Genomic DNA, 10,810 nt, shown 5'->3' on the forward strand with positions numbered 1-10,810 from the left:
CCGTCAGCCGTCAGCCGTCAGCCGTCAGCCGTCAGCCGTCAGCCGTCAGCCGTCAGCCGTCAGCCGTCAGCCGTCAGCCGTCAGCCGTCAGCCGTCAGCCGTCCGTCGTCCGTCGACCGCTCGGCCGCGGTCACCGTCTGTTCCAGCAGTACCGCGATCGTCATCGGGCCCACCCCGCCCGGGACCGGGGTGATCAGGCCGGCGCGGGTGACGGCCGTGTCGAAGTCGACGTCGCCGGTGTTTCCGGCGCTGTAGCCCGCGTCGACCACGACGGCGCCGGGCTTGATGTCCTCGCCCCGGATGAGCCGGGGCCGGCCCACCGCGGCCACCACGATGTCCGCCTCCCGTACGACCGACGGCAGGTCCGCCGTCCGCGAGTGGCAGTACGTCACCGTGGCGTCCCGGCCGAGCAGCAGCATGCCGACCGGCTTGCCGAGGATCGCGCTGCGGCCGACCACGACCGCCCGCTTCCCGGCCGGGTCGACGTCGTACGCGTCGAGCAGCCGCATGATGCCGCCCGGCGTGCAGGACACGAACCCGGGCAGCCCGAAGCTCATCGCCGCGTACGAGCTGAGGGTGACGCCGTCGACGTCCTTCGCCGGCGCGATCGCCTCGAACGCGGCCCGCTCGTCGATGTGCGGCCCCACCGGGTGCTGAAGCAGGATGCCGTGCACATCGGGATCGTCGGACAGCGCGGACAGCTCCGCGACCAGGGCGGCCGTCGTGATGTCGGCGGGCAGTGCCACGTGTCGCGAGGCGATCCCCGCCGTACGGCACCGGTTCCGCTTCATCCGCACGTAGGTGACCGAGGCGGGGTCCTCGCCGACGAGCACCGTCGCGAGACACGGGACCACGCCCGTACGTTCCCTGAGGGCGCTCGCGCGCCGCGCGGTCTCCTCGACGGTCCGGCGGGCCAGAGCGGCGCCGTCCATGATGCGGGCCTGGGACATGGGCGCCTCCTGAGCGCTGGTGACAGTCGCCCAGGCGCGCGGCACAGACGTATGCGTCAGGCCGCTCCCCGGTGGTACCCCACCTCAGCGCCAGTCACGGCCCGCCGGACAGCGTAGCCCGTACGTGACCCCCACGCCGGTACGGGGTGGCGCGCGGATGCGGGGTCACCAGGGACGGATACGGGACCGGCGACGGGCCGCGGCCCGCGGCACCGGAGGAAGCGACGGCCGGGAACGCGCTCGCCCGAGGACCGCGTCCAGCAGCGAGGCGGACACCCGCAGACCCGCCGCGGACACCGGCCGCCGTCGCGCCCGCCCCGGGCGCGACCGCCCCATTCCGGCGCTCGCCGAGAAGGTCCAGGTCAGGCTGGACCTGACCTGGACCTTCGGCCAGTTCCTCCTCACTCGTCCCATGCCTGGACCAGCGTCTGCTCGACGATCTTCCCGTCGCGCAGCGACATCATCGACGTGCTCATCACCCGCACCCCGTCGGGGTACTCGCAGGTCTCGGTGAAGGCGACGTGATCGCCCTGTACGATGCACTGGTCCATGCGGTGCGTCATGTCCCGGCTGTACACGTCGTCCAGCATGTCGCCGATCTCGGCGCGACCGTGCTTGACCATCGGGTGGCTGGGCTGGGTGTTGCGGTCGACGACACGGACCTCCGCGTCGTCCGCGTAGAGCGACAGCAGATCTGCCGCACTGTGTCCCTCGATGCCCCGGCGCAGCGCTTCGGTGTCGAAGGCGGGGGCTGCCGCAGTGCCCATGGTGACCTCCTCGGGAAGTCCGCGGCCGGCCACGGGCCGACCGCGAGGGGCCTTGGTACCGAGCGTCCTCCGCCCCGGCCCGCACGGCAAACGCAGCCCGTGCGATGCGCCTCTCGGGTGACCGCCGGGAACGGGCCGTGTCCGCCCCGGGGCCCCGGCCGTTGCTGAAGGCATGATCTCAACACGACGTATCGCCGCCGCCGTTGGTCTCGCCGTGGGTGTCACGGGACTCGCCGCGCCGATGGCGACCGCGGCGGACTCCGCGGCCCGCGACGCCGGCAAGCTGAACCCCATCGCCACGCTCGACTCGCTCGCCCTGAGCGACATCCCCGCCGAGCACCAGGCGGCACTGCCCAGGCCCTCCGAACAGCTCAAGGGCCTGGCCGGACTGAACGACCTGAACCAGCTCCACCAGGTCACCGACCTGGCCGCCCCGGTCACCGGCCTGCTCGGCGGCATCGAGAGCTAGAGCCTGTCGTTTGGATCGTGCGGCGGGTCGCGGGGCAGCCGACAAGGCGCCGCACTCCGGCGCCACCTGACCCAGACGACACGCCCTGGCCCCGGCGGCGAGTGCGCCGATCCCGGCGCCGCGACGGCGGGCCCATGCGGGGCCAAGACACCTCCCCCGCATGGGCCCGCCGTCCGTCCATCCGCTTTCCGCTACCAGCAGTGTGACGACCCGGCGTCCGTCCCGCCCGTACTCAGCTCCGGGCAGCCCCCGGCGACACGCCATCCCCCCGGACCGCCACGCGGAACGCGATCGGCGGCTGCCCCGCTCGCTGGTGGAAGTACTTCGCGAAGTTCGTCGCGCTGGAGAAGCCGAGGTACGCGGCGATCCGGGCGGCCGGAAGGTCGGTGTGCGCCAGCAGCCGCTTCGCCTCCAGGACGACCCGGCGGTCCACGAACTCCTTCGCGGCGACCCCGGCCGCCTCCAGGGTGGCCCGGGACAGCGTGCGCGTCGAATAGCCGAGGGCGACCGCGTAATCGTCCACCCGGCGGGTGCGCGCGAAGTCCCGTTCGACCGCCGCACGGAAGCGCAGAAAGGTTTCGCTTGGTTCCTGGGGCGGGTTCCCCGAGCCGTCCGCGTCCGCGTGAGCGACGCGCAGGACCAGCACCTCCAGCAGACGACGCAGCACGGCGGCGTGGGCGTCGGCCGGCAGCCCGCCCCGGCCGCTCGCGAACTCGCGCCGCAGATGATCGGCAGCCGCCGCCGCCAAAGGGGCCTCCTCCGCCCCCGGGACGCGCAGCACGCGCCCGTGCGGATCGTCCAGGCCCGCCGCGCGCACGGTGGCGGGGTCCGGAACGTCCGGCTCGAAGACGATCAGGGTGCCCTCGGCACGGGCGAGGTCGCCCCACTGGACGACCTGTCCGGGGCGCGCCCACAGCCAGGAGCCCGGCCTCAGGTCGTAGGCGGTGAAGTCCACGGCGGGCCGCAGTGCGCCGGAGTCGAGCGTCAGCAGTTGGTGAGCGGTGGGGCGCTGCGGTACGCAGGGGCCGGTTCCCGTTTCGGTGGCGGCGGCGCGCAGGTCGGCCAGGGAGGTCACGTCCAGCCCGGCGGGCACGCCGACGGAGGGCGTGGAGGTGTCCTCGGCGAGGGCCTGCCGGGCCGGGTGTCCGTTGTTGACCGTCATGAGTCGCCTGTGTAGCCGGGTGGGACGTGCCTCGCCGCCCGACGCGGGGCGCGCGCCGAGCCGACGGCGCCCCGAGTGACGGAAAGGAGGCATCACCTTAAAGGAGACCCGGTCCGTGGCCAAGGAATTCCGGGACATCGCTCACGGTGAGCGAACGGTGGGGATTCGGGAGACACCGCGTGGATCAACGGGGCGGCGGGGCGCTCCGCACGACGGCTCCCACGGAGCGCCGCGCTCCCGCCGAGAGCCCTGCCGCCCAGCGGCAGGGGCCCGCCCGCCCGGTGCGGTCCGCTCGGTCGGAGCCGCCCCCGGCCGCTGGAGTCCGCTCGATCCGTGCGGCCCCCCGGCCGGTGGAGTCCGTCCGGCCGCGGCGGCCCGACCGGCCGCCGGAACCCGCTCGATCCGAGTGGCCTGCCCGGCTGCCGCAGTCCGCCCGGCGCGGGCGTGTCACCCGGCCGCTGAAGTCCGCCCAGCCGAAGCGGCCCCCCAGCCGCCCGAGTCCGCCCACCCGCATTGGCCCGCCCGGCCGGCGGGGCCCGTTCAACCAGAGCGGCCTGCTCAGCCCGTCGTCGCGAGGAACTGCGTAGTGGCCAGTTCGGCGTAGAGCGGGTCGGCGGTGACCAGCTCGTGGTGGGTGCCGACGGCGCGGACCCGGCCCGCGTCCATGACGACGATGCGGTCGGCCGTCGTCACGGTGGACAGCCGGTGCGCGACCACCAGTACCGTCGTCGTCCGGGCCACCTCCGCGACGGTGTCCCGCAGCGCCGCCTCGTTGACGGCGTCGAGCTGCGAGGTGGCCTCGTCCAGGAGCAGCAGCCGGGGACGGCGCAGCAGGGCGCGGGCGATCGCGACGCGCTGGCGTTCACCGCCCGACAGCTTCGTACCGCGATGGCCGACGAGGGTGTCCAGGCCGCGCGGCAGCCGGCCGACCAGCCCGTCCAGGCGGGTCGTGCCGAGCACACGGGCCAGTTCGGCGTCCCCGGCCTCCGGGTTGCCCATGAGGAGGTTGTCGCGCAGCGAACCCGACAGCACCGGCGCGTCCTGCTCCACGTAGCCGATGGCGGACCGGAGCCGCGGCAGATCCCAGTCCTCCAGGTCCCGGCCGTCCACCGAGATCCGGCCCGCCTCGGGGTCGTAGAACCGTTCGATGAGCGAGAACACCGTGGTCTTGCCCGCGCCGGACGGCCCGACGAACGCGGTGAGCCCGCGGGCCGGGACGGTGAACGTCACCCCGTGGTGGACGTACGGCAGGTCGGGCGCGTAGCGGAAGCGGACGTCCTCGAAGGCGAGCGCGGCGGGCTCGGCGCCCGGGGCGGGCAGCGGCGCGGGCGGGGCGGCCGGTTCGGCGGGCAGCCGCAGGGCCTCCTCGATCCGGGACAGGGCCGCGGCCCCCGACTGGTACTGCGTGACCGCCCCCACCACCTGCTGGATCGGCGACATCAGATAGAACACGTAGAGCAGGAAGGCGACCAGGGTGCCCACGTCGATCGCGCCGGTCGCCACCCGCGCGCCGCCTACCGCGAGGACCGTGATGAACGCGGTCTGCATGGCGAGTCCGGCCGTGTTGCCCGCCGCCGCGGCCCACTTGGCGGCCCGCACGCTCTGCCGCCAGGACTCGTCGGCCGCCGCGTGGACCGCCGCCTCCTCGCGGTGCTCGGCGCCGGAGGCCTTGATGGTGCGGAGGGCGCCGAGGGTCCGTTCCAGCGCGGCCCCCATCGCCCCGACGGCGTCCTGCGCCCGCCGGCTCGCCCGGTTGATGCGCGGCACGATCAGACCGAGCACCGTTCCCGCGCACAGCACCACGCCCAGCGTGACGCCGAGCAGCACCGGGTCGACCAGCCCCATCATCACCACCGTCGCGGCCAGCGTGAGACCGCCGGTGCCGAGGCCGACCAGGGAATCGGTGGTGACCTCGCGCAGCAGTGTGGTGTCCGAGGTGATGCGGGCCATCAGATCGCCGGGCTCGCTGCGGTCCACCGCGGGGACGCGCAGCCGCAGCAGATACGACGACAGGGTGCGCCGCGCGCCGAGCACCACCGACTCGGCGGTGCGCCGCAGCACGAACGAACCGAGCGCCCCCACCGCCGTGTTGGTCACCACGAGGGCCGCCATCCCGACCAGCGCGCGGCCGATCGGCCGGTCGTGCGACAGGTTGTCGATCAGCCCGCGCGCCACCAGCGGCAGCAGCAGGCCGGTCGCCCCGGTGGTGAGCGCGAGGAGCGCGCCCGCGAACAGCGCCCAGCGGTGCGGTCGTACGTACCCGAGCAGCAGGCGCCAGGCGGGCACCCGCCCCGCGGTGTCGGTCAGGCTCACGCTCACGGCGCTCCTCGCGGGAGTTGAGACGGGGCACTCAGGCTACGACGGCGACGGCACCCGGGGCGCCGGGCCCACCTGGCCTTCTACCGGCCGTTCACACCGTAGGGTCGGTTGACGCAACGTAGACCTACGAAAAGGGGCTCAGTCACATGGCGCAGGAAGTACGGGGCGTGATCGCACCGGGCAAGAACGAGCCGGTGCGTGTCGAGACCATCGTTGTGCCGGACCCGGGGCCCGGCGAGGCCGTGGTGAAGATCCAGGCGTGCGGGGTCTGTCACACCGACCTGCACTACAAGCAGGGCGGGATCAACGACGACTTCCCGTTCCTGCTCGGCCACGAGGCGGCCGGGGTGGTGGAGTCGGTCGGCGACGGTGTCACCGACGTGGCGCCCGGCGACTTCGTCGTCCTCAACTGGCGCGCGGTGTGCGGGCAGTGCCGTGCCTGTCTGCGCGGGCGGCCCTGGTACTGCTTCGACACCCACAACGCGCGGCAGAAGATGACGCTGACGGACGGCACCGAGCTGTCCCCGGCGCTCGGCATCGGCGCCTTCGCCGAGAAGACGCTCGTCGCGGCCGGCCAGTGCACCAAGGTCGACCCGTCGGTGTCCCCGGCGGTCGCTGGCCTCCTCGGCTGCGGCGTGATGGCCGGCATCGGGGCCGCCATCAACACGGGCGGTGTCGGCCGGGGCGACACGGTCGCCGTGATCGGCTGCGGCGGAGTCGGCGACGCGGCGATCGCCGGGGCCCGGCTCGCGGGCGCGGCGAAGATCATCGCCGTGGACATCGACGACCGCAAGCTCGCCACCGCCGAGAAGCTCGGCGCGACCCACACCGTCAACTCCCGTACCAGCGACGCCGTCGAGGCGATCCGCGAACTCACCGGCGGTTTCGGCGCCGACGTCGTCATCGACGCGGTGGGCCGCCCGGAGACCTACCAGCAGGCCTTCTACGCCCGCGACCTCGCCGGCACGGTCGTCCTCGTCGGCGTCCCCACCCCCGAGATGAAGCTCGAACTCCCGCTGCTCGACGTCTTCGGCCGCGGCGGCTCCCTCAAGTCGTCCTGGTACGGCGACTGTCTGCCCTCCCGGGACTTCCCGATGCTGATCGACCTGCACCTCCAGGGCCGGCTGGACCTCGGCGCGTTCGTCAGCGAGACCATCGCGCTGGACGGCATCGAGGCCGCCTTCGAGCGGATGCACCACGGCGACGTGCTGCGCTCGGTGGTGGTGCTCTGATGGCCACCCGCATCGAACACCTCGTCACCTCGGGCACGTTCTCGCTCGACGGCGGCACCTGGGACGTCGACAACAACGTGTGGATCGTGGCCGACGACCACGAGGCGATCGTCATCGACGCCGCGCACGACGCCGACGCCATCGCCGAGGCGGTGGGCGACCGGCGGCTGACCGCGATCGTGTGCACGCACGCGCACAACGACCACATCGACGCCGCCCCGGCCCTCGCCGAGCGCACCGGCGCCACCATCTGGCTGCACCCCGACGACCTGCCGCTGTGGAAGCTCACCCACCCGGACCGGCTGCCCGACGCCTGGCTCCAGGACGGGCAGGTCATCGAGGCGGCGGGCGCGGACCTCACGGTCCTGCACACCCCGGGCCACGCGCCGGGCGCGGTCTGCCTCTACGACCCGGGCCTCGGCACCCTCTTCTCCGGCGACACCCTCTTCCAGGGCGGCCCGGGGGCGACCGGCCGGTCCTACTCCCACTTCCCGACGATCATCGACTCGATCCGCGACCGCCTGCTGGCCCTGCCGGCCGGCACCGTCGTCCGGACCGGGCACGGCGACACCACGACGATCGGCGCGGAGGCCCCGCACCTGGAGGAGTGGATCGCGCGCGGGCACTGACCCGCGAAACGCTCCGCGATACCTGACAGGAGATGTCCGGCTTCCGGGAGAAGCTCGCGGGGACGCACGGGCGGCCGGCCCGTGGGCGCCCACGAGCACGGAGGCCGGACATGCCAGGACCGTCGGAAGGCACACCGCGGGGCATGGTCGCCCTGGTCGCGGGCGGGACCAGGGGAGCGGGCCGGGGCATCGCCGTGGAACTGGGCGCGGCCGGCGCCACGGTCTACGTGACCGGCCGCAGCACCCGCGCCCGCCGCTCCGAGTACGACCGCCCGGAGACCGTCGAGGACACCGCCGACCTGGTCACCGCCGCCGGCGGACGGGGCATCGCCGTCCCCACGGACCACCTCGTCCCCGCCGAGGTCGAGGCCCTCGTCGCCCGCATCGCCGCCGAACAGGGCCGGCTGGACGTCCTGGTCAACGACATCTGGGGCGCCGAGAAGCTCTTCGAGTGGGACACCCCCGTCTGGGAGCACGACCTCGACAACGGCCTGCGGCTGCTGCGCCTGGCCGTCGAGACGCACGCCGTCACCAGCCACCACGCGCTGCCCCTGCTGCTGCGCCACCCCGGCGGCCTGGTCGTCGAGATGACCGACGGCACGGCACAGTACAACCGCGACACCTACCGGGTCTCCTTCTTCTACGACATCGCCAAGTCGGCCGTCCTGCGCATGGCGTTCGCCCTCGGACACGAACTGGGCCCGCGCGGCGCCACCGCCGTCGCCCTCACCCCCGGCTGGCTCCGCTCCGAGATGATGCTCGACACCTTCGGCGTGACCGAGGAGAACTGGCACGACGCCGAGAGGAACGTCCCGCACTTCGCCATCTCCGAGACACCGTTCTACGTGGGCCGCGCGGTCGCCGCACTGGCCCAAGACCCGGACGTCGCCCGCTGGAACGGGCAGTCCCTCTCCAGCGGACAGCTCGCCCGGGTCTACGGCTTCACCGACCGCGACGGCAGCCGCCCGGACGCCTGGCGCTATCTGACCGAGGTCCAGGACAAGGGGAAACCGGCGGACGTGACCGGCTACCGCTGAGGCGATCACGGCAGTACGTTCCCTGCCATGACTGCGACGAACGGGACGACCGGGCTGAGGCGTTTCGAGGGACACGGGGTTCTGATCACGGGCGCGGCCCGCGGTATCGGCGCGGCGACCGCCCGTCGGTTCGCCGAGGAGGGCGCCCGGGTCCTCGTCACCGACGTGGACCTCCCGGCGGCCGAGAAGACGGCCGCCGCGCTGCGCGAACTCGGCGGGCGCGCCGAGGCGTTCACCTGTGACGTGGGGGACCGGGCCCAGGCCGAGGCGGCGGTGGCGTACGCGGTGGACGCCTTCGGCTCCCTCGACGTGCTGGTCAACAACGCCTACCGGTGCACCCCGGACGCCCCGCTCTTCGAGGACGAGGACGACGAGGACTGGGCCAGGGACCTCGACATCACGCTCAGCGGCGCCTACCGCTGCTCCCGCGCCGCCCTCCCGCACCTGGCGGCCTCCGGGCGCGGCGCCATCGTCACGATCGGCTCCGTCAACGGCATCCAGGACTTCGGCAACCACGCCTACAGCGCCGCCAAGGCCGGGCTGATGTCGCTCACCCGCACGCTGGCCGGGCACGCGGCGGAGCGGGGCGTCCGCGTCAACCTGGTGGCGCCGGGCACGGTCCGCACGACGGCGTGGGAGGGCCGCGAGGACGACCTCGCCATCGCGGCCGGGCTGTATCCGCTCGGCCGGGTCGGCGAACCGGAGGACATCGCCTCCGCCGTCGCCTTCCTCGCCTCCGCCGACGCCTCCTGGATCACCGGCACCACCCTGCCCGTCGACGGCGGCCTGCTGGCCGTCAACACCGCGTTCCGGCGGGCGGTCCGGCTCCAGGGGAAAGACGCGGACAAGGGCGCGGACAGCGAGGAGAGCTGATCATCCTCGGGGCCGGCCCCCTCCCGCCCGGCAGGTGAGGCAGGTCACCCGGCGACCGCTCCGGCCGCCAGGGCGGGGCGCCGATCGGCGAGGAATGTCACCGTTCGGTCCCGGTCCGGTCCACAGGACAACGAAATACCCTCAAGGGCGGTCTAGCAGGCAGACAACACGATGGACACGACACGGAAGGCCCGCCATGGGGGACATACGCAGACGAGGAGCCGTCGCGCTCGGGATCGCCGGACTGGTCGCACCGCTCACCCTCGCCCTGGGCGCCGCGCCCGCACAGGCCGCGAGCTGCACCACATCCACCGGCCCGAACCAGAAGCAGGTGGAGAAGTTCCTCGGACGCCCGGTCGACGGCCGCCAGTCGAGCGCCGACTGCAAGGCGATCCAGGCCTTCCAGAACAAGCACGGCATCACCCCGAACATCGGCTACGCGGGACCCGTCACCTGGGGCGTGATGGATCTCATGAACAAGCAGAAGGCCGTGGGCAACAAGCCCAACAAGGACGGCAAGTGCCCGGTGAACAAGGGCCGGATCGCCTGTGTGAACCTCACGCTCCAGATCAGCTGGATCCAGGACGGCAGCCGCCTGGTCTACGGCCCGGTCCCGGTCCGCACCGGTCGCGACGGCTACGAGACCCGCACCGGGCTGAAGAAGATCTACTGGCGGCACATCGACCACGTGTCGAGCATCTACCACGTGTCCATGCCGTACAGCCAGTTCTTCGACGGCGGGCAGGCCTTCCACTCCGTGGGGGTCAGCATGTGGAACCCGCCCGGCTCGCACGGCTGCGTCAACATGACGCCGGCCACGGCGAAGAAGTACTGGTCGCTGCTGAAGAACGGCGACGACGTCTACGTGTACGGACGCAAGCCCGGTACCTGAGTGATGAGCTTCACGGTCCGTAATGTCGTCCGGTGTACCTTTACTCACATCGTCTTCACGGCAAGGACCGTATGCTTCACACCATGTCCACCACTCCTGACACCGAGACCCGGCGCTCTGCCGACGAGGTCAACGAGGAGATCAGGGCCCTGTGGTTCCGGGCGGGCGGGACGCTGAGCATGGAAGAGCGGCGGGAGTACCAGCGGCTTGTGCTCGAATGGGCACAAGCCGACTCGCCCTCGGCCACCCAGGCCGCCTGACTCGTCTCCGACCGCCGGCCTCACCACTCGTCTCCGACCGCCGGCCTCACCCCCAACTCTGGGAATACTGCCGCCGATAGGCCTTGCGGTCCTGCTCGGAGCGGACGAAGCGGGTCGCCACCAGCGCGATGATGCTTCCCGCGATGACGAGCAGGCCCGGGCCGACGTTCCGCGGGTCCGTGATCCGCGACACGAGCGTCCGCGCCGTCCCCGTACCGCC

At 72.9% G+C, this 10,810-nt stretch carries 11 protein-coding genes, 1 pseudogene and 1 riboswitch; of the genes and pseudogenes, 7 read left to right on the forward strand and 5 right to left on the reverse strand.

The features are described 5' to 3' along the window. Positions 1–80: 80 nt before the first annotated feature. Together AB0912_RS35160 and AB0912_RS35165 are read right to left on the reverse strand one after the other, a co-directional pair. Positions 81–950 carry a bifunctional 5,10-methylenetetrahydrofolate dehydrogenase/5,10-methenyltetrahydrofolate cyclohydrolase gene (locus AB0912_RS35160; RefSeq protein WP_366707269.1) on the reverse strand — a complete coding sequence of 290 codons (870 nt, stop codon included), beginning with the start codon at positions 948–950 and terminating at the stop codon, positions 81–83. A 21-nt stretch (positions 951–971) separates the two neighbouring features. Then, positions 972–1,058, reverse strand: a riboswitch (ZMP/ZTP riboswitch). 293 nt (positions 1,059–1,351) lie between these two features. Further along, positions 1,352–1,717: a nuclear transport factor 2 family protein gene (locus AB0912_RS35165; RefSeq protein ID WP_366707271.1), complete on the reverse strand. Its 366-nt coding sequence runs from the start codon at positions 1,715–1,717 to the stop codon at positions 1,352–1,354. Positions 1,718–1,889: 172 nt separating this feature from the next. Between AB0912_RS35165 and AB0912_RS35170 the strand changes: the two genes are divergently transcribed. Further along, complete coding sequence (locus AB0912_RS35170) at positions 1,890–2,186, forward strand: hypothetical protein (RefSeq protein ID WP_366707273.1); 297 nt, start codon at positions 1,890–1,892, stop codon at positions 2,184–2,186. 232 nt (positions 2,187–2,418) lie between these two features. On the opposite strand, the gene AB0912_RS35175 is transcribed toward AB0912_RS35170, so the two are convergent. Next, positions 2,419–3,348 carry an AraC family transcriptional regulator gene (locus AB0912_RS35175; protein ID WP_366707275.1) on the reverse strand — a complete coding sequence of 310 codons (930 nt, stop codon included), beginning with the start codon at positions 3,346–3,348 and terminating at the stop codon, positions 2,419–2,421. 558 nt (positions 3,349–3,906) lie between these two features. Then, positions 3,907–5,661 (reverse strand): ABC transporter ATP-binding protein, encoded by a 1,755-nt coding sequence (locus AB0912_RS35180; RefSeq protein WP_366707277.1) that lies wholly within the window; start codon positions 5,659–5,661, stop codon positions 3,907–3,909. 152 nt (positions 5,662–5,813) lie between these two features. On the opposite strand from AB0912_RS35180, the gene AB0912_RS35185 reads away from it, so the two are divergent. The 6 genes from AB0912_RS35185 (at position 5,814) to AB0912_RS35210 (ending at position 10,590) form a co-directional block, all read left to right on the forward strand. Further along, complete coding sequence (locus AB0912_RS35185) at positions 5,814–6,899, forward strand: S-(hydroxymethyl)mycothiol dehydrogenase (protein WP_366707279.1); 1,086 nt, start codon at positions 5,814–5,816, stop codon at positions 6,897–6,899. Beyond that, the gene (locus AB0912_RS35190; protein WP_366707281.1) at positions 6,899–7,528 is read left to right on the forward strand and encodes an MBL fold metallo-hydrolase; all 630 of its coding nucleotides are present in this window, start codon (positions 6,899–6,901) and stop codon (positions 7,526–7,528) included. Before AB0912_RS35185 ends, AB0912_RS35190 begins: the two co-directional genes overlap by 1 nt. Before the next feature lie 110 nt (positions 7,529–7,638). Next, on the forward strand, positions 7,639–8,565 hold the full coding sequence (locus tag AB0912_RS35195; protein ID WP_366707283.1) for an SDR family oxidoreductase: 927 nt from the start codon (positions 7,639–7,641) through the stop codon (positions 8,563–8,565). 27 nt (positions 8,566–8,592) lie between these two features. Then, positions 8,593–9,438 (forward strand): SDR family NAD(P)-dependent oxidoreductase, encoded by an 846-nt coding sequence (locus tag AB0912_RS35200; RefSeq protein ID WP_366707285.1) that lies wholly within the window; start codon positions 8,593–8,595, stop codon positions 9,436–9,438. Positions 9,439–9,634: 196 nt separating this feature from the next. Further along, positions 9,635–10,330 carry a L,D-transpeptidase family protein gene (locus AB0912_RS35205; protein WP_366707287.1) on the forward strand — a complete coding sequence of 232 codons (696 nt, stop codon included), beginning with the start codon at positions 9,635–9,637 and terminating at the stop codon, positions 10,328–10,330. Positions 10,331–10,401: 71 nt separating this feature from the next. Next, positions 10,402–10,590: a hypothetical protein gene (locus tag AB0912_RS35210; protein ID WP_366707289.1), complete on the forward strand. Its 189-nt coding sequence runs from the start codon at positions 10,402–10,404 to the stop codon at positions 10,588–10,590. A gap of 46 nt (positions 10,591–10,636) precedes the next feature. On the opposite strand, the pseudogene AB0912_RS35215 reads toward AB0912_RS35210, so the two are convergent. Next, positions 10,637–10,810 (reverse strand): annotated as a pseudogene (locus AB0912_RS35215) (S1 family peptidase); the annotation flags it as partial.

This window comes from Streptomyces sp. NPDC007084 (assembly GCF_040703595.1).
Lineage (GTDB): Bacteria > Actinomycetota > Actinomycetes > Streptomycetales > Streptomycetaceae > Streptomyces.

Excerpts from the sequence above, each read along its gene's own strand:
- AB0912_RS35160 (WP_366707269.1), bottom strand. The coding sequence starts at position 950 with ATGTCCCAGGCCCGCATCATGGACGGCGCCGCTCTGGCCCGCCGGACC.
- AB0912_RS35165 (WP_366707271.1), bottom strand. The coding sequence starts at position 1,717 with ATGGGCACTGCGGCAGCCCCCGCCTTCGACACCGAAGCGCTGCGCCGG.
- AB0912_RS35170 (WP_366707273.1), top strand. The coding sequence starts at position 1,890 with ATGATCTCAACACGACGTATCGCCGCCGCCGTTGGTCTCGCCGTGGGT.
- AB0912_RS35175 (WP_366707275.1), bottom strand. The coding sequence starts at position 3,348 with ATGACGGTCAACAACGGACACCCGGCCCGGCAGGCCCTCGCCGAGGAC.
- AB0912_RS35185 (WP_366707279.1), top strand. The coding sequence starts at position 5,814 with ATGGCGCAGGAAGTACGGGGCGTGATCGCACCGGGCAAGAACGAGCCG.
- AB0912_RS35190 (WP_366707281.1), top strand. The coding sequence starts at position 6,899 with ATGGCCACCCGCATCGAACACCTCGTCACCTCGGGCACGTTCTCGCTC.
- AB0912_RS35195 (WP_366707283.1), top strand. The coding sequence starts at position 7,639 with ATGCCAGGACCGTCGGAAGGCACACCGCGGGGCATGGTCGCCCTGGTC.
- AB0912_RS35200 (WP_366707285.1), top strand. The coding sequence starts at position 8,593 with ATGACTGCGACGAACGGGACGACCGGGCTGAGGCGTTTCGAGGGACAC.
- AB0912_RS35205 (WP_366707287.1), top strand. The coding sequence starts at position 9,635 with ATGGGGGACATACGCAGACGAGGAGCCGTCGCGCTCGGGATCGCCGGA.
- AB0912_RS35210 (WP_366707289.1), top strand. The coding sequence starts at position 10,402 with ATGCTTCACACCATGTCCACCACTCCTGACACCGAGACCCGGCGCTCT.